This window comes from Paraburkholderia sp. PGU19, assembly GCF_013426915.1.
GTDB lineage: Bacteria > Pseudomonadota > Gammaproteobacteria > Burkholderiales > Burkholderiaceae > Paraburkholderia.
Map to the genome: position 1 here is coordinate 575,462 of NZ_AP023181.1, position 18,479 is coordinate 593,940.

At 64.5% G+C, this 18,479-nt stretch carries 17 protein-coding genes and 1 pseudogene; 10 read left to right on the forward strand and 8 right to left on the reverse strand.

Annotated features, from left to right (window positions below; genetic code table 11):
- Positions 1–226 precede the first annotated feature (226 nt).
- Genes H1204_RS32455 through H1204_RS32475 form a run of 5 tightly spaced genes read right to left on the reverse strand, consistent with a single transcriptional unit; the run spans position 227 to position 5,208 of the window.
- Positions 227–1,099 carry a phosphoribulokinase gene (locus tag H1204_RS32455; protein ID WP_007576939.1) on the reverse strand — a complete coding sequence of 291 codons (873 nt, stop codon included), beginning with the start codon at positions 1,097–1,099 and terminating at the stop codon, positions 227–229.
- A 28-nt stretch (positions 1,100–1,127) separates the two neighbouring features.
- On the reverse strand, positions 1,128–2,237 hold the full coding sequence (locus H1204_RS32460; RefSeq protein WP_180734627.1) for a class 1 fructose-bisphosphatase: 1,110 nt from the start codon (positions 2,235–2,237) through the stop codon (positions 1,128–1,130).
- 9 nt (positions 2,238–2,246) lie between these two features.
- On the reverse strand, positions 2,247–3,218 hold the full coding sequence (gene cbbX, locus H1204_RS32465) for a CbbX protein (protein WP_180734628.1): 972 nt from the start codon (positions 3,216–3,218) through the stop codon (positions 2,247–2,249).
- A gap of 50 nt (positions 3,219–3,268) precedes the next feature.
- The gene (locus H1204_RS32470; RefSeq protein ID WP_180734629.1) at positions 3,269–3,670 is read right to left on the reverse strand and encodes a ribulose bisphosphate carboxylase small subunit; all 402 of its coding nucleotides are present in this window, start codon (positions 3,668–3,670) and stop codon (positions 3,269–3,271) included.
- Positions 3,671–3,714: 44 nt separating this feature from the next.
- A complete protein-coding gene (locus tag H1204_RS32475; protein WP_180734630.1) occupies positions 3,715–5,208 on the reverse strand; it encodes a form I ribulose bisphosphate carboxylase large subunit in 1,494 nt (497 codons plus the stop codon).
- A 407-nt stretch (positions 5,209–5,615) separates the two neighbouring features.
- Between H1204_RS32475 and pqqA the strand changes: the two genes are divergently transcribed.
- From pqqA to H1204_RS32490, 3 genes are all read left to right on the forward strand, one after another.
- Positions 5,616–5,690, forward strand: coding sequence for a pyrroloquinoline quinone precursor peptide PqqA (gene pqqA / locus H1204_RS32480; protein WP_007576927.1), 75 nt, complete (start codon positions 5,616–5,618; stop codon positions 5,688–5,690).
- Between the two features lie 915 nt (positions 5,691–6,605).
- Complete coding sequence (locus H1204_RS32485) at positions 6,606–7,208, forward strand: DUF447 domain-containing protein (protein WP_180735113.1); 603 nt, start codon at positions 6,606–6,608, stop codon at positions 7,206–7,208.
- Between the two features lie 11 nt (positions 7,209–7,219).
- Positions 7,220–7,927, forward strand: a complete 708-nt coding sequence (locus H1204_RS32490; protein WP_180734631.1) for a (5-formylfuran-3-yl)methyl phosphate synthase — start codon at positions 7,220–7,222, stop codon at positions 7,925–7,927.
- A gap of 19 nt (positions 7,928–7,946) precedes the next feature.
- Here the strand turns inward: H1204_RS32490 and H1204_RS32495 are convergent, their stop codons facing one another.
- The 3 genes from H1204_RS32495 to H1204_RS32505 all read right to left on the reverse strand — a co-directional run bounded on the left by H1204_RS32495 (position 7,947) and on the right by H1204_RS32505 (position 10,865).
- The gene (locus tag H1204_RS32495; RefSeq protein WP_007576919.1) at positions 7,947–8,537 is read right to left on the reverse strand and encodes an aspartate/glutamate/uridylate kinase; all 591 of its coding nucleotides are present in this window, start codon (positions 8,535–8,537) and stop codon (positions 7,947–7,949) included.
- A gap of 172 nt (positions 8,538–8,709) precedes the next feature.
- A complete protein-coding gene (locus H1204_RS32500) occupies positions 8,710–9,810 on the reverse strand; it encodes a hydantoinase/oxoprolinase family protein (RefSeq protein ID WP_180734632.1) in 1,101 nt (366 codons plus the stop codon).
- The gene (locus tag H1204_RS32505) at positions 9,807–10,865 is read right to left on the reverse strand and encodes an ATP-grasp domain-containing protein (protein WP_180734633.1); all 1,059 of its coding nucleotides are present in this window, start codon (positions 10,863–10,865) and stop codon (positions 9,807–9,809) included. The genes H1204_RS32500 and H1204_RS32505 overlap by 4 nt, the downstream gene beginning before the upstream one ends.
- Positions 10,866–10,881: 16 nt before the next feature.
- Between H1204_RS32505 and H1204_RS32510 the strand changes: the two are divergent.
- The 7 genes and pseudogenes from H1204_RS32510 to pqqB all read left to right on the forward strand — a co-directional run bounded on the left by H1204_RS32510 (position 10,882) and on the right by pqqB (position 18,441).
- Positions 10,882–11,657 (forward strand): annotated as a pseudogene (locus H1204_RS32510) (HisA/HisF-related TIM barrel protein).
- A gap of 293 nt (positions 11,658–11,950) precedes the next feature.
- Positions 11,951–13,339 (forward strand): formylmethanofuran dehydrogenase, encoded by a 1,389-nt coding sequence (locus H1204_RS32515; protein WP_180734634.1) that lies wholly within the window; start codon positions 11,951–11,953, stop codon positions 13,337–13,339.
- Complete coding sequence (locus H1204_RS32520; RefSeq protein ID WP_180734635.1) at positions 13,336–15,030, forward strand: formylmethanofuran dehydrogenase subunit A; 1,695 nt, start codon at positions 13,336–13,338, stop codon at positions 15,028–15,030. The genes H1204_RS32515 and H1204_RS32520 overlap by 4 nt, the downstream gene beginning before the upstream one ends.
- Positions 15,031–15,049: 19 nt before the next feature.
- The gene (gene fhcD, locus H1204_RS32525; RefSeq protein ID WP_180734636.1) at positions 15,050–16,009 is read left to right on the forward strand and encodes a formylmethanofuran--tetrahydromethanopterin N-formyltransferase; all 960 of its coding nucleotides are present in this window, start codon (positions 15,050–15,052) and stop codon (positions 16,007–16,009) included.
- Positions 16,006–16,869: a formylmethanofuran dehydrogenase subunit C gene (locus H1204_RS32530; RefSeq protein ID WP_180734637.1), complete on the forward strand. Its 864-nt coding sequence runs from the start codon at positions 16,006–16,008 to the stop codon at positions 16,867–16,869. Before fhcD ends, H1204_RS32530 begins: the two co-directional genes overlap by 4 nt.
- A gap of 14 nt (positions 16,870–16,883) precedes the next feature.
- Positions 16,884–17,450: a cytochrome b gene (locus H1204_RS32535; protein WP_180734638.1), complete on the forward strand. Its 567-nt coding sequence runs from the start codon at positions 16,884–16,886 to the stop codon at positions 17,448–17,450.
- A gap of 70 nt (positions 17,451–17,520) precedes the next feature.
- Positions 17,521–18,441 (forward strand): pyrroloquinoline quinone biosynthesis protein PqqB, encoded by a 921-nt coding sequence (gene pqqB, locus H1204_RS32540; RefSeq protein WP_180734639.1) that lies wholly within the window; start codon positions 17,521–17,523, stop codon positions 18,439–18,441.
- Positions 18,442–18,479 lie beyond the last annotated feature (38 nt).

The window sequence follows — 18,479 nt, forward strand, 5'->3', positions numbered from 1 at the left end:
GTGTGGGCAACGAGCACCGACCAGGGCACTGTCATGTGAAGCGTGGGGACGTTGGGGGCCCGTGGATAGGAACACAGGCTGGCGGTGTTAGCCGCTTTCTTTTGCCTACTTTTCTTTGCGGCGGCAAAGAAAAGTAGGTGCCGCCCCGCACAGGGGCGACGCCTGAATCACGAAGGCATAACGCGGATGCCAGCGCAGAGGCAAAAAAACCAAACCCAAAGCCAGGTCACGCACGTGACTTCCTATCCCGTAACTGCAAAATCATAGGCGTAAAAATCAACTGCATAGCAAGCCCCATCTTGCCGCCAGGCACAACAATAACATTAGGCCGAGACATAAAAGAGTCATGCAACATCGTAAGCAGATAAGGAAAGTCGATACCTTTAGGCTTAGAAAACCGAATCACTACAAAACTCTCATCAGGCTGCGGAATCTCCCGAGCAGTAAAAGGATTAGAAGTATCAACAGTGGGAACACGTTGAAAATTGACATGCGTACGCGAAAACTGCGGACAGATGTAATTCACATAATCCGGCATCCGCCGCAAAATCGTATCAACGACAGCCTCATGCGAATAACCGCGCAGCGTCTGGTCACGATGCAGCTTTTGGATCCACTCCAGATTTATGATCGGCACAACGCCGACGAGCAGATCCGCATGCTGTGCGATGTCGACCTTGCTGGTCACGGCCGCACCATGAAGCCCTTCGTAAAACATCATGTCCGTGCCCGGCGAAATATCCTCCCATGGCGTGAACGTCCCCGGGTCCTGCTTGTACACCACGGCGTCCGCTTCATCATGCACGTAGCGCCGGAACTTCCCGCCGCCTGAGTTCCCGTAGCTCGCGAACAGCTGCTCCAGTTCTTCGAGCAGATTCGCATCGGGCCCGAAGTGGCTGAAGTTGCGCACGCCGTCCCGCTCGCTCTGCCGCAGCGCTTCGCGCATGCCGAGCCGGTCGTACCGATGGAACGCATCGCCTTCGACAATCTGCGCATTAATCTTCTCCCTGCGAAAAATGTGCGTGAAGCTCCTCATGACGGTGGTCGTGCCCGCGCCGCTCGACCCCGTTACGGCAACGATCGGATGTCTGACTGACATGCGCTGTCTCCTTGTTGCAGATCAATTGTCAGACCGAGGTTTCCGGAAGGAACAGCGAGCGCTCACGAAAAAGCGGCGACGTGAAAGGCATGTCGATGCCAAGATCGTGCTCGCGGTGATACCGGCCAATCCGCGCCACTTCATTCGATGAGCCGAGTATCAGCGGCATGCGCTCATGGAACGTGCGCGGCGCGCCGTCGAGCACGCGCTCGCGGCCCGTCGTCGCCATGCCGCCCGCCTGCTCGACCAGAAAGCCGAGCGGGCTCGCATCGTAGACGGCGGACAGGCGGCCGCGCATCGCCGAGCGCGTCCGGTAGTCGCGCGGCATCAGGAACAGCCCGCCGCGCATCAGGATGCGATGCACTTCGGGCACCAGCGCGTCGCTCCAGCGCAGGCTGAAATCGCGCTCGCGGCAGCCCGCGCGGCCTTCGCGGCACTCGTGCACGTAGCGGCGCACGGGCGGCTCCCAGAAGCGCTCGTTGGATGCGTCGACGGCAATCTCGCCCGTCTCCTCGGGAATGCGGATCGACGGATGCGTGAGCATGAACTCGTCCGTCTGCCCATCGAGCGTGAAGCCGTGCGTGCCCTCGCCGAGCGTGATGACGAGCATCGTCGCCGGGCCGTAGATCGTGTAGCCCGCTGCCGCCTGTTCGCGGCCAGGTTGAAGGAACGGTGCACCGTACGCCTCGCCATAGGATTCGCAGTCCAATTCCCCGTAGGCTTCGGCTCGCGCGTCACCGCCGTTCACATCGCTGCCTTGCGACTGCACGCGCATCACCGAAAAGATCGATCCCGCCGTGCCATTGACGTCCGCATTCCACGGGCAGTTCAGCGGATCGAATGCAAGCTGGTACTCGGGCGTGGCCGCATTGTCCATATGATCCGCGCGACCGTTACGCCCCGCCGCTTCGGCCAGCTTGCGGCGTCGCGTGGAATACGCGAGCACCGCGCCGCCCGCCACCGAATCCGCCTGCGCGCTGTCGCCCAGCGTGCCGCGCGCAAGCGCCGCGCCGATGGTCTTCACCGACGCCGCGACGTCATGCAGCACGACCTGCAACGCGGTGGGCGGCCGCGTCGACATCAGATGGTCAGCGTCGCCGGCCAGGAACCTCGTGAGCGTGATGTTTGCGTGACGCATGATGCTCTCCTACGAAGTGGGGAATTCTGGCGCGGCGCCGGGTTCCGTCTCGGCGCCGCCTGATTCGGAGAACACGCTGCTCGCGCGGATATCGGCGGCGCTCACCAGCGTCAACGCGGCGGGATCGGCGCTCGCGCCGCCGCCCAGCGCGTGTGCGAACAGGCGATTGGCCTGGCGCAGGCGCGCGCGGTCGAGCGCGTTGCGCACCGAGCGCGCGTTCGCGAAGTTCGGCTGACGCACGCGCCGCGCGAGGTAGTCCTCGAAAGCGCGGCGCGCGTCGGCGTCGAACCGGTAATGCATCGTGTCGAGCATGCGTTCGGCGATCAACAGCAGTTCGTCGGGTGCATAGTCGGGAAACGACAGATGGTGCGCAATCCGCGAGCGAAAGCCCGGATTGCTGCGAAAGAAGGTGTCCATCCGCGCGGCGTAGCCGGCCAGAATCACGACGAGATCGTCGCGCTGGTTCTCCATCGTCTGGAGCAGGATTTCGATCGACTCCTGCCCGTAATCGCGCTCGTTTTCCGGGCGATACAGGTAATACGCTTCGTCGATGAACAGCACGCCGCCCATCGCGCGCTTGAGGACTTCGCGCGTTTTCGGCGCGGTGTGGCCGATGTACTGGCCGACCAGATCGTCGCGCGTCACCGAAACCAGATGATTGCGGCGGATATAACCGAGCCGGAACAGCACGTCCGCCATGCGCAGCGCGACGGTCGTCTTGCCCGTGCCGGGATTGCCGCTGAAGCACATGTGCAGCGTTGGCGCGCCGCTTTCGATGCCGAGCGCTTCACGCGCGCGGCCCACGAGCAGTTGCGCGGCGATTTCGCGGATGCGCGTCTTCACGGGCGCGAGGCCGACCAGATCGCGGTCGAGTTCGTCGAGCACATCGGCGATGCCCGACTCGCGAAAAAGCGCGAGCAAGTCGACTCGCGGCGCTTGCGCTTCCTCTTGCGCCAGTGGCTCCGTTACGACGGCGTTCATGACGATGTCTCCCTGTTCGTGTTCTGGTTCGCTCTACCGGCGTGTCGCCGCTAGCGTGGCGCGGCGCGCACCGTCGTGAGCGAATAGCGCTGCACACGCGAGCGGTCGTCCTGGCGTCCCAGCACGAACGCCGGTTCCACATCCGGCCGGTTGACGATGAACGACAGCCGCATCGTCTCGAAGCCGCGCACCGAATCGAACGCATTCACCTTGATGTAGTGCTGCGGATACGCTTCGCGGCACCTCGTCACTTCCATCATCACGCCCACCGCGTCGCGCAGATCGAACATCGGCAGGCCCCACATTTCCCAGTACGTGTTGCGCGGATGCGGGTCATCGGTGAATTCGACCGAGCACGACCAGCCCTGGCTCAGCGCGTACTGGATCTGCAGGCGGATTTCGTCGTCGATCAGGTCGGGCAGGAAAGAAAACGTTCCCTGGGTGATACGCATGGCTGGCTCCTTGTTCGGATTCGGCGGGTACGGCGTTCTTTGGCTCAGGCCACGCTCGGCGTGACGGCAAAATCGGGTGTATCGGTCGGCGTGTAGTTGAACGTGATATCGCCCCATGTATCGAGCGCCTGCTTGAGCGGCGTGCAATGACGCGCGGCCGCTTCGAGCAGATCGGGGCCTTCGTTGGCGATGTCGCGGCCTTCATTGCGCGACTTGACCATCGTTTCGAGCGCGACGCGATTCGCCGTCGCGCCCGCCTGAATACCGGACGGATGGCCGATCGTGCCGCCGCCGAACTGCAGGATCGCGTCGTCGCCGAACAGATCGAGCAACTGATGCATCTGCCCTGCGTGAATGCCGCCCGACGCGACGGGCATCACTTTGCGCAAGCCCGCCCACGGCTGGTCGAAATAGAGGCCGCGCGTGAGATCGACGGGGTTGTGCGACTCGCGCAACACGTTGTAATAGCCCTGCACCGACAGCGGATCGCCATCCAGCTTGCCAACGGCCGTGCCCGCGTGCGCGTGATCGACGCCCGCCATGCGCAGCCACTTCGCGATCACACGAAACGAAATGCCGTGATTGCGCTGCCGCGTGTACGTGCCATGCCCTGCGCGATGCAGATGCAGGATCATGTCGTTCTTGCGCGCCCAGCGTCCCATCGACGTAATGGCCGTCCAGCCAATCACCAGATCGATCATGACGATGCACGAGCCGAGTTCCTTCGCGAATTCGGCGCGCTCGTACATGTCCTCCATCGTGCCCGCCGTCACGTTCAGATAATGGCCCTTCAGTTCACCCGTCTCGGCTTGCGCGCGGGCTACCGCTTCCATCGCGAACAGATAGCGGTCGCGCCAGTGCATGAAGGGCTGCGAGTTGATGTTTTCGTCATCCTTCAGAAAATCGAGGCCGCCCTTGAGGCCTTCGTAGACGACGCGCCCGTAGTTCTTGCCCGACAGCCCGAGCTTCGGCTTGACGGTCGCGCCGAGCAGCGGACGGCCGTATTTGTCGAGCCGCTCGCGTTCGACGACGATGCCCGTCGGCGGGCCCTGAAAGGTCTTCAGATACGCGACGGGGATGCGCATGTCTTCGAGCCGCAGCGCTTTCAGGGGCTTGAAGCCGAACACATTGCCGATGATCGAAGCCGTCAGGTTCGCGACCGATCCTTCCTCGAACAGATCGAGGTCATAGGCGATGAACGCGAAGTACTGCGGTTCACTCTCGCTGGCGTTGGGGACGCGATCGACGCGAAACGCTTTTGCGCGGTACATGTCGCACGCGGTCAGGCGGTCGGTCCAGACCACGGTCCAGGTAGCCGTCGACGATTCACCCGCCACGGCGGCGGCGGCTTCTTCGGGCTCGACGCCCGGCTGCGGCGTGATGCGGAACAGCGCGATGATGTCGGTGTCTTTTGGCGTGTAGTCCGGCTGCCAGTAGCCCATCTCGCGATATTTGAGGACACCCGCCGAATAGCGCGAGCGTTGTGTTGTGCTTTCGCTGCCTGCGGGCTTCACGGCTTCCTTGCTGAAATCGTTCATCGCGCTGCCTCGATATGGATCGCGGCGCGCCTCTGGTGCTGCGCACGCCTGGGGGTGGGGAGCTGGCGTGCATCGAAAGTCGCCGGCCTTGCAGGTCAATGTAGGCGGCGAGCCGGATGAAGTGAATTCACGATTTTTTTCAGCAGGCTTAAGCGATCCGTTAACACGCGTGCACGCGATGCAAAATGCGTCCACAATGGGTTATCGGCTCGTGGAACACTTTGCTGCGGTTCCGCTACAGTAAGGCGCGTAAACGGCGCGCCCTTCCCCGTAGGGCTGTAACTGGTACGACAGTTGCATCAGCAACATGGGCCGAGGCGATTGGGCTTTTGCGTGCGTGCACGTGGGTGCTTTTTTCGCAATGGGACCGCCGTTTTGTTTTCTTCATTTGCTAAAGGAGGACGAACATGCAGTGGACTACCCCTGGATATACCGACATGCGTTTCGGGTTTGAAATTACGATGTATATCGCCACAAGGTGATAGCCCGTGCGGGGCCGGTTTTGGCGTTTGTTGCCGGGCCGGCCCCGTTTGTTTTTTGTGCGATGCCGCAAGCGGTTTTGTTTTTTTTGCTTTCGCGGCGTAAGTGTCGCTGGGCGGTGTGTTTGGCTTTGCGCTGGCATCCGCGTTACGTGTTTGCCGTTCAAGCGTCGCCCCTGTGCGGGGCGGCACCTACTTTTCTTTGCCGCCGCAAAGAAAAGTAGGCAAAAGAAAGCGGCTCACACCGCCAGTTCTTGTATTTGCCTGAGGGCCCCCAACCGGTCCTACGCTTCAACCGGCAACATTTCTGTTCGCGTTCGTCGCCAACGCTTCGAACAGAAGCCTCACCCACTTCAGATACCCGCACACGAGCTGGCGGCAGCGAATGGTTTGTGCCGCCCAGGTGGCAAACTGTGTGTAGGTTGTCATACCGCACAGGTTACCGCCCTTACCAGAAACACCAAACTTGCTTCTCAGTCCGGAGTGATGCGCCTATGGCGCGAAAGCCTACACACAGTTTGCCACCTGGGCGGCGGAGGAATGCCTGGCACGGCCTGCTGCGACGCGGGTGCGTGAAGCGGGTGAGGCGTCAATTCTGAGCGTTGGCAACGAACATGGGTCACGTGATTGCCGTTTGAAGTGTGGGACCGGTTGGGGCCCTCAGGCAGGAACTAGAATTGGCGGTGTTAGCCGCTTTCTTTTGCCTACTTTTCTTTGCGGCGGCAAAGAAAAGTAGGTGCCGCCCGCACAGGGGCGACGCTTGAAGCAAGCTAACAAATCGCGGATGCCACCGCAAAGGCCCAAAAAACCAAACCGGATGCCAGCGCAAAGCCAAAAGAACCAGACCGGAACACGAACACCACCGCAACAACAAACAAACCACAAAACTGCCTGCCGCCAAAGGCAAAAACCCAAATGATGATCCACGAAACCATCATCACAACATGCACGAGCGACGGTGTCGCCCACACCGCCCCGATGGGCATTCGTCACGACGAAAACGGCCTGACGATCCTGGCCCCTTTCAGGCCATCGAAAACCCTGGACAACGTGCTAGCCACCCGCGCAGCGGTAATCAACTTCACAACCGATGTCCGCATCTTCGCCGGTTGTGTAACCGGCACCCAACGCGACTGGCCGACAAGCCCGGCGACCAAAGTCCCCAGCCTCAGGCTAAAAGAATCACTAGCCCACACCGAGCTAACCCTCGACCACATCACAGAAGACGACCCACAGCGTCCAGTCCTGCACATGCGCTGCGTGCACACAGAAAACCACGCCCCATTCACAGGCTTCAACCGCGCCCAGGCTGCGGTAATAGAAGGCGCAATCCTCGTGAGCCGGCTTTTCATGCTGCCCGCCGACAAGATCGACCGCGAAATGGCCTACCTTCAAATCGCCATCGACAAAACGGCCGGCCCGGACGAACTCACCGCATGGCAATGGATCACAGCAGCAGTAGAACGCTTCCGCACAACCGGCGACGCAGCCGACAAAAAAACCGCACCGCACTCGTCCTGACGGAGACCTCGATGACCGCATTGCTCGCAAGCGTCCGCTCAGCGGAAGAAGCGTTCGACGCAGCCGGCGCCGGCGCCGACCTCATCGATCTGAAGGAACCCCTCGAAGGCGCGCTCGGCGGCGTGTCGATCGATAACATCTGGCGCATCGCGCGCACACTGCGCTCGCGCTATCCGGTGAAACCCATCAGCGCGACAATCGGCGACCTGCCGCCCGATGCGCTCGACGCCATCGCAGCACGCGTCGATGAAGTCGGCGAGACGGGCGTGGATTTCGTCAAAGTCGGCGTCGTGCCGGGACCGCACGCGCGCGACTGCCTCACGCGCATTGCTGGCTTGCACGCCAACGTGTTGCCCGTGCTGCTGTGCGACGACGGTGTCGATGCAGAACTCGTCGAGCATGCCATCTCTCTCGGCTTCGCAGGCATCGTGTTCGATACGGCAGGCAAGACGGGCCGCACGCTGCTCGATTGCATCGACCGCGCAACGCTCGCCCGCTACATCGCGACGATTCGCGCGTCGGGCGCAATGGCGTGCATCGCCGGATCGCTCGGCTGGACGCAACTCGACGCGATCCGCGCGCTCGCGCCCGATGTCGCCGGCTTTCGCACCGCGCTATGCGAGAACGGCCGCACCTCGCGCCTCGATCCGCGACGCGTCGCGCAATGGGCCGACGCGCTGCATCACGCGGCTCCCGTCGCGTCCACGGCTGCCGTGTAAAAAGTGCGCCATCGCGCGCTCACACGGCCGATGCGTTCAACAGCCGCTCGCGTACCAGCGCGACGTCCGTCTTGCTGAACAGCTCGACTTCATAATTCGCCTCTTTCACATAGTGGACGAAGCTCGCGTCGATCACGCCGTTCGACGCGAGCGTCCCGAGCGGCACGTTCGCGCCGACCGGGCACGACTTCACCACCATCAGACGCTCGGCGTTCAGCGACGTCGACAGCCACGCGGCGAGACTGTCGGAGGTCGTGTCCCAGTTGGTCATCGAGTTGGGCGTGACGCGCATCAGGCTCACGGGCATCCACACGGCAACCTTGCCCTTGCGCAGCGCGCGACGGATCAGTTCCTCGTTGGTCGCAAGCACCAGGTCTGGCAGCACGGCCTGCATCATCAGCGCGTACTGCGTCATCGCGAGCAGGCACATGTTGTGGGCGGCAAGATCGTCGAATTGCCATTCCTGCTGATACACGCGCACGCTGTCCGCAAAATCCCCGCCGCCCGGCACGATCACCACGCGTCCGCCGCCAACCTCCCACAACTGCGTGAGCCAGTCCCGCAGCGACGGGTCGTGACTCAGGCTGCCCCCGATCTTCACCACCCACATGTCCGTTACCTCGCTCTCGTTCGATCTCACGGCGGCGTACCCGACAGCCGCAAGGGGCCGCCCGTCCGCGTCCGCCCTGCGCTCGCCGCGCCATCGCGAGTCTGTGCTGCCCAAGCCGCGCGCGCATCAATGGTGCTGCGCCCGGCGCGTCGCAGACCCGTTGCAGGCCGCTTCACGCGGCGTGCTGTTGCCGCCTCCTCGCCGTCATCAGCCATGCAACGGCGACGCTCGGCGCGCATGTCGCGATCCATTCGGCGGCGTCCGCTGGCGCGTTGCCCGCTATCTGCGTGAACGCGACGAAATCCACGTAATCGCGCGCGTGGGCCTTCGCCAGCGCCGCCGCCAAAAAGCGCCCGCATCCCGCGCCGACGACGGGCGCACGCGCCAGCGAAGGATGCGCCGCGCACACCTGCTCGAAGCTCGCGCTGATCGCGCGCAATTGCGCGTCGCGCCATGTGTGCGCGAACTCGCGCCATTCGTCCTCAGTTGCGTCGCCCGCATCGCGGCCGATCGTTCTCGCGAGCCGCGCGCAGCTTGCCGGGATCGTCTTCGGTCCATTGTCGGCGCTCGGATGCTGGTCGTGCGGCGGCCACAGCTCGTCCGTCAGCCGGTAAATGTCGGCACTCGTCGCGAACCATTCGTTCATCACGCCTGCCGTCTCGCCACGAAACGCGATCCGATGCACGATGCCGCACAACGGCGTGCGGACGACGCCGTGATACGCCAGTTCGCCCGTCACGAGGCGCGTCGCGTCGCTGACGCCGCGCGCCGCGACACGCGCGTCGGCAACGGGCACGATGTCCGTCGTCGTGCTGCCGATATCGATCAGCACGCAATCGTGCATGCGGGTCGCGACATGTTGCGCCGTCGCCAGCCAGTTCGCCGACGCGACGGCCCGCCATTGCGCGATGCTCTGCGCGGCATCCAGCCAGCCGGAAGCGCCTGCGAAAAACGCTGTATCGGCGCCGAGCCACGTAGCCAGCGCATCGACAAGCGCGCGCACGCCATGCTCGCGGTCGGCGAACAGATCGACCATTTCTCCCGTCATCGTCACCGCGTGACGTGCGCTCGCGTGGGTGAGATCGGGCCAACGTTCAGCCGCCGAATCGATCGCGTGATGCAGATGGTCGAGCCCTTGCCATAGCGGACACGCCCATTGCGCGATATCGGTGACGACACCGTCCGCATCGACGCGCGACACCTTCACATGCGCGCCGCCGACGTCCCAGCCGAACACCGCAGGCCCGGCAATCTCAGACGCGGACGCGCTCATGATCCCGCTCCGCATGCGGAAAACTTCGCGCCCGTTGCGCTGCCGGACGCCGAATCACGTAAGCGCGGCGCAACCCGCAGGCCGTGTGCCGCGAGCACGTCGGCAGCGAGATTGCGTCCGAGCCGCGCAGACAAGCCGGCATACGCGACGGTCGCGCGCGGGTTCACCTCGATCACGACCGGGCCGCGCACCGGATGCCACACGACATCGATACCAGCAAACCCACGCAAGCCGGGCAGCGACGCCGCGACCTGCTGCGCGAGCGCGTCGAGCGTGCGGCCTTGCGCGCTGTCGCGATCGATGCGGTCGATATCCACGCCGTCGAAGCCGACCACCTGCCCCGCATGGCCCGCCACGGGCGCCGCCACGTCGATCCTCTGCCGGTTGATGCTGACGAGCGTCGCGCCCGCTTGATCGCAGATCAGCGACAAACTCAGCGCGTCGCCGTCCACCCACGCCTGCAACACCGTTTCACGGTCCGCCGCGCACCGCGCCGCATATTCGGCGCGTGCCGCGTCGGCGTCGTCGAACACGAACGTATCGAGTCCGCCCGCGCCGTCGTCGGGCTTGACGACCCAGCGGTGCTGAGTGCGCGGATCGACCTGCGCGGGTTCGAGCGCAGGCGTCACCGCAATACCGTGCGACGCGAGCCGCGCCGCCGTCGCACGCTTGCTCGACGCGAGCGCGATCGCTTCCTTCGTGCAGCCGATCCAGCGCGCGGGACCGACGGCGTCGGCGAGATCGAGCATCAGGCCATCGCATTCGGGCGCGACGATCCACGCGTAGTCGTGCTCGCGAGCGGCCCGTGAAACGAACTCCAGCATCGATTCGCCCGGCTTCGCGCGGCAATGCGCAACGTCTTCGGCGACATGCTCGAAGCGCGAACTCGCAAAGCTGACCTGCACGCCGTCGAGCTGCCGCAGATCGCCGACAATCGCATCGCGCATCACGCGCCCTTCGACGACCAACGCGCTCAGATCCGCGAGGCTGCTGCTGCCCGCGAGTTGCGCGTCGATGCCGCCGCCAGTGAGATACTCATAAACCCAGAGCTTCATCAAGGAACGTCTCCGCATGCAGGTAATCCCGGTTCTCGATCTGCTCGACGGCCACGCAGTGCGCGCGATACGCGGCGACCGCGCGAACTATCGGCCCATTCAGTCATCGCTGTGCGCAACGAGCGAACCGTTGCCCGTCGCCCGCGCGCTCGTTGCCGCGACAGCCGCGCCCGCGCTGTACGTGGCGGACCTCGGCGCGATCATGTCGCGCGAAGCCGACCCGTCGACGCTGGCCGCGCTCGCCGCGAGCCTCGCGCATCCGCATGCGCATATCGGGCCACACAGCGGCCCGTTCGAAATTTGGCTCGACGCGGGCTTCGCCGACTTCCCGTCGATGCTTGCCCATCTCTCGCGCATCGTCGCTGCAACCGGCTCCGCGCAAACGCGCATCGTGCCCGTGTTCGGCTCCGAATCGTTGCGCTCGCTCGACGCGCTGCGCGAAGCCGAAGCGGCGGGCTACGCGCCCATCCTGTCGCTCGATCATCGCGGCCGTCAGCTGATCGCGGCCCCGAACTCGCGCAGGCACTGCGTTCTGCCGCGTCGTGGCCGTCGCGCGTGATCGTGATGACGCTCGATCAGGTCGGCGCCGACGCCGGCCCCGACCTCGATACGTTCAACCTGATCCACGCGCAGGCGGGCCAGCGTTCGATCATCGGCGCAGGCGGCATCCGCCATCGCGACGATCTCGATGCAGCGGCACGCAGCGGCGCACATGCATGGCTGATCGCATCGGCGCTTCATGACGGCAGGCTTCGCACCGCAGACGCAACGCGCTCAGACGCTGCAGCGTGATCCGCGAAACAATATCCATGCCACGCAATCCGCGTTGCAGCAACGGCGCGGCTCGCATGCGCAGTGGGCCGCGCACTGTCCTCAAGTGACACACTGTTGCAGCGCGAAGCACATACTGTGCTGCGCGTGGCCTGTCGCGGGGCGGGACGTATTGGGCCGCTCATGAGGTGTTCACGTTCGACGCAGCGGGTCGTTTCCCTGCGCGCTCACATCGAAATGCCGGCGACCGTGCTGGCGCAAGGCCGCCACGCGGCAACAACGAAATCGGCACGGACCTTGCTGGTCGGGGTCTTATGCACGAGTCCACGTCCCCCGTCACGCATGTCAACGCGACATCGGCCGCCGATGGGCCATTGCCATCCGTTTCGACAACTCACGACTGGACCTGCCCCTTCTGCCCGTTGCTGTGCGACGACATCGAGGCGCATCTCTCCGGCGCTCAGACGCTCGCCGCGCCCGACACGCAATGCGCGCGGCTCGCCGATGCCTTGACCCGCTACGACGCCAGCGACAACGTCTGCTCGCCGGTAGTCGACGGCTCCCCGGTCTCACTCGATATCGCACTCGACGCAGCCGCCGCCGTGCTCGCGCAGGCGCGCCGGCCGCTCTTCGGTGGCTGCGCGACGGACATCGCCGGCGCGCGCGCTCTTTATGCGCTCGCTGCCGGTTGCGGCGCGATCCTCGATTCGCTGCATGGCGACGCACTGAGCGCCTCGACACTTGCGCTGCAGGATCGCGGCGCGTTCTTCACGACCTTGTCCGAAGTGCGCACACGCGCCGATCTGCTGGTGGTTTTCTCATGCGAACCTGCTGCGCGGCATCCGCGCTTTTACGAGCGCATTGCGAGCGGCACATCGATGCAGCGCGATATCCGTTTCGTCTGTTGCGACATCGATCCCGCTGCCAGCCAGGCTAGCGACACGCGTAATGCGTCGATACTCGCCAACGCTTCGCCGCACGACGTGCTCGCGCTCTGGTCGGCACTTGCCGAAGGCCGCAAAGCCGAATCGCTCGATGACGGCGCGGGCATCACGACGGCGCTCGCTTCGTTGATGGCGCGCATCGCCGAAGCGCGCTACACGGCGTTCGTGATCGAGCCGGCTGCGCTGCCTCACCCGCATGCAGCGCTGCTGATCGAAGCGCTGCACCGTATCGTCAAGGCGATCAACCGAACGAGCCGCGCAGGCGTCCTGACGCTTGGCGGTGCGGACGGCGTGCTGAGCGTCAACCAGACAATCACGTGGCTGTCGGGCTTTCCGCTACGGACGCGCGTGTCGAAGCCCGGCCGGCTACCGGGCACGCCGCCGCTCGACCACGATCCTTATCGCTATCGCACCGACCGTCTGCTCGCTGCGGGCGAAGCGGATGTGTTGCTGTGGACGGCGAGCTTCGACCCGCATCCGCTGCCGTCTACGCTCGACGCGAACACGCCTGTGATCGTGCTCGGCACGCCTGCGCTTGGATCTGCGCTCGATACACAAACACGCAGCGCGAAGACGATCTTCATTCCCGTCGCGACGCCCGGCATCGATAGCGATGGCCATCTGTTTCGCGTCGATACGTCCGTCGTCGTGCCACTGCATGCGGCGCGGCACGTTGCGCTGCCAACCGTTGCAACCATCGCGACGCATCTAGCCGACGCGCTCGCGGCACGCGCCGCGCAGACACGGAGTCCTGCATGAGCATCGCGCGACTCAGAGGCGGCCGCGTCTACGATCCCGCGAACGGCGTCGACGGCGAGCAGCGCGACATCTATATCCGCGATGGCCGCATCGTCGATGCATCCGCCGACGGCGCCGCCGATCGCGACTACGACGCGCAAGGCATGATCGTGATGGCGGGCGGCATCGATCTGCACTCGCACATCGGCGGCGGCAAGACGAACCTGTCGCGGCTGCTGTTGCCCGAAGATCATCGCGACGACGCGCCGCGCGATGCATCGTACGAAGCCGTGCAGGACGAACGGGGCCGTTATCTGCGCATGCCGTCGTGCGGCGTCTGCGCGCCGGGCACGCTCGCCACGGGCTACCGTTACGCGGAAATGGGCTACACGGCGGCCTTCGAGCCAGCGATGATCGCGTCGAACGCACGTCACGCGCATCTGGAAATGGGCGACACGCCGATCATCGATCACGGCGCCTACGTGATGCTCGGCAACGACGAACTGCTGCTGCAGATGCTCGCTGCGAAAGACGACTTTGAGCGCGTACGCGATTACGTCGGTTGGACGATGCACGCGAGCCGCGCGCTTGGCGTGAAGGTGGTCAATCCGGGCGGTATCTCGGCGTTCAAGTTCAACCAGCGTTCGCTCGATGTCGACGAAGCGCACGTGCACTACGGCATCACGCCGCGCGACGTGTTGCGCACGCTGACGCGCGCATTGACGGAACTGCGCGTGCCGCATCCGCTGCACGTTCACGCAAGCAACCTGGGCGTGCCGGGCAATATCGATTCGACGATCGCAACGATGGACGCCGCCGACGGCCTGCCCATTCATCTCACGCACATTCAGTTTCATAGCTACGGCACGGAAGGCCCGCGCAAGTTCTCGTCGGGCGCGCGTGCGATTGCCGATGCCGTCAACGCACGGCCCAATGTGTCGATCGACGTTGGACAGATCATTTTCGGGCAGACCGTGACCGCTTCCGGCGACACGATGATGCAGTTCAAGAACGCGCCGCTCGCACGGCCGCACAAGTGGATCGTCGGCGATATCGAATGCGATGCTGGGTGCGGCATCGTGCCGTTCCGCTATCGCGAGCAAAGCTATGTGAATGCGCTGCAATGGATCATCGGCCTCGAAATCTTCCTGCTGGTGAACGACCCGTGGCGCGTGTCGATGACGACCGATCATCCGAACGGCGGCCCGTTCACGAGCTATCCGCATCTGATTCGCCTGCTGATGGACAAGCCTTTCCGCGACGCGCAGATCGACCGGCTGCATCCGGAAGCGAAGGTCGCGAGCGCGCTGCCGGAACTGACGCGCGAGTTCTCGCTGTACGACATCGCGATCATCACGCGCGCCGGCCCGGCGCGCCTGCTCGGCCTGAAGGATCGCGGCCATCTCGCGCCGGGCGCCGCCGCCGACATCGCCGTGTATCGCGACGACGCGGACCGCGAGCGGATGTTCACGTCGCCCGCTTATGTGTTCAAGGACGGCGAACTGGTCGCGCGCGACGGCAACCTTGTGTCGACGCCGACGGGCGGTATTCACTTCGTATCGCCGGACTACGACAGGAGCATCGAAAGGACCTTGCGCCAGTACAGCGAAGCGAATCTGGCGACGAACTTCGCGCACGCCGCGATCAGCGACGACGAAATCTGCGCATGCTGTCGCGGCGGGAGGCTGCTGCCCGTCGCGTGCCTCGCGTGAGCATGAAGGCGGACGGGCGATGCAAATCAACGACACCCTGATCGACGACACCTTCGCTGAGGCCTTCCCGATGAAGGCGACGCGTCTCGTCATCACCGCGCATACGCCGCGCTGGGCGCGCGCAGCCGCCGATTCGCTGACGGGTTTCGCCACCTCGGTGATCGACTGCGGCTGCGAAGCGGGCATCGAGCATGAGATCGCCGCCGACGCGACGCCCGATGGCCGCCCCGGCATTTCGGTGCTGATTTTCGCGGTGTCGTCGAAGGAACTGGTGAAGCAGATCGCGCGGCGCGTCGGCCAATGCGTGCTGACCTGCCCGACCACGGCCGTCTACAACGGCATCGATCCCGCGGCGACGCGCGCACCGTTATCCGACGTTGCGCCGCTTGGCGGGTCGCTGCGTTTCTTCGGCGACGGCTGGCAGATATCGAAAGTCCTCGGCGGCGTGCGCTACTGGCGCGTGCCCGTGATGGACGGCGAATTCGTCTGCGAGGAATCGGTGCAGACGGTCAAGGCCGTCGGTGGCGGCAACCTGCTGCTGCTTGCGCGCGATCTGGATAGCGCGCTCGCGGGCGCGGAAGCCGCCGTCGCCGCGATGCACCGACTCGCGAACGTGATTACGCCGTTTCCGGGCGGTGTCGTGCGGTCGGGATCGAAGATCGGCTCGAAGTACAAAGGCGCCGTCGCGTCGACCAACGATGCGTTCTGCCCGACGCTCACCGGCTTGTCGCAGCGCAGCGAACTCGATGCGCAAACGGGCTGCGTGCTGGAGATCGTGATCGACGGACTGACGGATGCGGACGTCGGCGCGGCGATGACGGCAGGCATCGAGGCGGCCTCCGCAGCGGACAAGGGCGTGGTGCGCATTTCCGCCGGGAACTATGGCGGCAAGCTCGGGCCCTACCATTTCAAGCTGCACGAACTGGCTGCGGGCATTGTGCAGCGCCCAAAAAACAACCCCACGGACGGCGCGACATGAGCACGATCACGTTGCGCGTGAAAACCGCGCCGGGCTTTCGTGTGGATGGCTCGCCGCTGTTGCCATCCGCCTTGTCCGCGCTGTCGGGCGCGGAGATTGCGCAGCGGATGCTGCCTGCGGGCAACGACGCTTGCGCCATCGGCGATCTGTTTGACGTAGCCGTCGCTTCGAGCGGCGACGATGCGCGCCTCGTGATCGAAGGCGACGCAAGCTGGCTGGACCGGCTCGGCGCGCGGCTCGACGCAGGCAGTCTGCGCATCAGGGGCAGCGCTGGCGATTACGCAGGCTGGCGCATGACGGGCGGCACACTCGACATCGCCGGCGACGCAGGCCATTTCGCAGGCTGCGAAATGCGCCGCGGAACGCTCGTCGTCGCGGGCGATTGCGGCGACTTCGCAGCCGGTGCGCTGCCCGGAGGCATGGAAGGCATGACGGGCGGCACGCTGATCGTCGCGGGCAACGCGGGCGGGCGTCTTGGCGACCGGATGCGGCGCGGCACGCTGTTGATAGGCGGCGACGCGGGCGATTACGCAGCCTCGCGCATCGTTGCCGGGACGATCGGCATTGCGGGCCGCATCGGCGCACACTATGGTTACGGCATGCGACGCGGCACGCTGTTGATGTTGCAACGGCCTGAACGCATCCCGCCCACTTTCACGACGGGGGGACGGGGCTTCGACGTGTTCTGGTCGCTGTTTGCGCGCGCGCTCAAGGCCGAATGCGATGCGGCGTCTGCCGTAAGCAGCGCCATTGGGCAACGCCTCGCGCCGTTTGCAGCACTCGACGCCCGCACGCCGCCGCAACGCTACGCGGGCGATCTTGCAGTCGATGGACGCGGCGAACTGCTGGTCGTCGAATGATCGAGGGAACCGACATGAACGCGACACGCTCGACCGATATCGCGCGCAGCGGCAGAGAGAGGCCCGAGCGCTTCCCGATCGCCCTGATCGTGCTGCATTGGCTGATCGCGATCTGCATCATCGCGATGCTAGGCATCGGCCTCTATATGGTCGGACTGCCGCGCGGCCTGCCGTTCAAGGCCGTGCTGATCAACTTTCACAAGTCGCTTGGCTTGACGATTTTCCTGCTGGTGCTGATGCGCATCGGAGTTGTCATGGTATCCGGCAGGCCGCCGTTGCCGCCGATGCGAGCGTGGCAACGCGCCGCCGCGAGCGCTACGCAGGTTCTTTTATACGCAGCAATGATCGCGATGCCGGTGACGGGCTATCTCGGCTCGTCGTTCAACACCTACGGCACGCGTTTCTGGGGACTCCTGCTGCCGAAGTGGGGTTGGGACGACAAAGGGTTACGCCATTTCTGGTTCACCATTCATGAGATCGCCGCATGGATCTTCATTGCGTTGATCGCGTTGCATGTCGCTGGCGCGCTCAAGCATCAGTTGATCGACCGCGACGGGCTGTTGCACAGGATGCTGCCGTGATGCGCGGCGTTCATCAATCGAGGCCTGTTTCAAAGGCGTTTTTGCACGTTCTTTCAGGAGCAAGGGGACGATGAAGGTCAAGGTGCTCGGTTCGTCGGCAGGCGGCGGCTTCCCGCAATGGAACTGCAACTGCCGCAATTGCGATGGTGTGCGCAAAGGCACGATCACGGCGCGGCGGCGCACGCAGTCTTCGATTGCGGTGAGCGTGGATGGCATTGCGTGGCTGCTCGTGAACGCATCGCCCGATATCCTCGCGCAGATCGCCGCGAACCCTGAAATGCAGCCCGCGCGCCACGCGCGCGACACGGGCATCGCGGCCGTGTTGCTGATGGACGCGCAGATCGATCACGTAACCGGCCTGCTGATGCTGCGCGAAAACAGCGCGCCGCTGCCGCTGTATGCAACGGATGCCGTCTGGCAAGACCTGTCGACGGGTTTTCCCGTCGTATCGATCCTGTCGCACTACTGCGGCGTCGAACGCCACACCATTGCGCTCGATGCGGGCCCGTTGGAGATCGCCGCCTTGCCGGGCGTGCGCATCGAGGCGCTGCCGCTGTCGAGCAAGGCGCCGCCCTACTCGCCGCATCGCGCGGCGCCGCAGCGGGGCGACAACATCGGCCTGCTGATCACGGTACCCGGTTCGGGCAAGCGCGTGTTCTATGCGCCCGGCCTCGGCGTGCTCGAGCCGCACATCCGCGATGCGATGCGCAGTGCCGACTTGCTGCTCGTCGACGGCACGCTGTGGACCAGCGACGAGATGATCGAACTCGGCCTGTCGAAAAAGACGGCCGCCGACATGGGCCATCTCGCGCAAACGGGCCCCGGCGGCATGATCGACGTGCTGGATTCGCTCGATAGGCCCAACGCGCGAAAGGTGCTAATACATATCAACAACACGAACCCGATCCTGATCGACGACGGCCCCGAGCGGCGCACGCTCGCGCAGCACGGTATCGAAGTCGCGCACGACGGGATGTTGTTCGAGCTATGAGCCGCGCACATGCAAACGCAAAAGCAGACCACTGATAC

Bases quoted from the DNA above. Each gene is read 5' to 3' on its own strand.
- H1204_RS32495 (WP_007576919.1), bottom strand. From the start codon at position 8,537: ATGTGGGTGGTGAAGATCGGGGGCAGCCTGAGTCACGACCCGTCGCTG.
- H1204_RS32455 (WP_007576939.1), bottom strand. From the start codon at position 1,099: ATGTCAGTCAGACATCCGATCGTTGCCGTAACGGGGTCGAGCGGCGCG.
- H1204_RS32460 (WP_180734627.1), bottom strand. From the start codon at position 2,237: ATGCGTCACGCAAACATCACGCTCACGAGGTTCCTGGCCGGCGACGCT.
- H1204_RS32505 (WP_180734633.1), bottom strand. From the start codon at position 10,865: ATGAAGCTCTGGGTTTATGAGTATCTCACTGGCGGCGGCATCGACGCG.
- cbbX (WP_180734628.1), bottom strand. From the start codon at position 3,218: ATGAACGCCGTCGTAACGGAGCCACTGGCGCAAGAGGAAGCGCAAGCG.
- H1204_RS32520 (WP_180734635.1), top strand. From the start codon at position 13,336: ATGAGCATCGCGCGACTCAGAGGCGGCCGCGTCTACGATCCCGCGAAC.
- pqqB (WP_180734639.1), top strand. From the start codon at position 17,521: ATGAAGGTCAAGGTGCTCGGTTCGTCGGCAGGCGGCGGCTTCCCGCAA.
- H1204_RS32535 (WP_180734638.1), top strand. From the start codon at position 16,884: ATGAACGCGACACGCTCGACCGATATCGCGCGCAGCGGCAGAGAGAGG.
- H1204_RS32485 (WP_180735113.1), top strand. From the start codon at position 6,606: ATGATCCACGAAACCATCATCACAACATGCACGAGCGACGGTGTCGCC.
- H1204_RS32530 (WP_180734637.1), top strand. From the start codon at position 16,006: ATGAGCACGATCACGTTGCGCGTGAAAACCGCGCCGGGCTTTCGTGTG.
- H1204_RS32475 (WP_180734630.1), bottom strand. From the start codon at position 5,208: ATGAACGATTTCAGCAAGGAAGCCGTGAAGCCCGCAGGCAGCGAAAGC.
- H1204_RS32490 (WP_180734631.1), top strand. From the start codon at position 7,220: ATGACCGCATTGCTCGCAAGCGTCCGCTCAGCGGAAGAAGCGTTCGAC.
- H1204_RS32515 (WP_180734634.1), top strand. From the start codon at position 11,951: ATGCACGAGTCCACGTCCCCCGTCACGCATGTCAACGCGACATCGGCC.
- H1204_RS32470 (WP_180734629.1), bottom strand. From the start codon at position 3,670: ATGCGTATCACCCAGGGAACGTTTTCTTTCCTGCCCGACCTGATCGAC.
- fhcD (WP_180734636.1), top strand. From the start codon at position 15,050: ATGCAAATCAACGACACCCTGATCGACGACACCTTCGCTGAGGCCTTC.
- H1204_RS32500 (WP_180734632.1), bottom strand. From the start codon at position 9,810: ATGAGCGCGTCCGCGTCTGAGATTGCCGGGCCTGCGGTGTTCGGCTGG.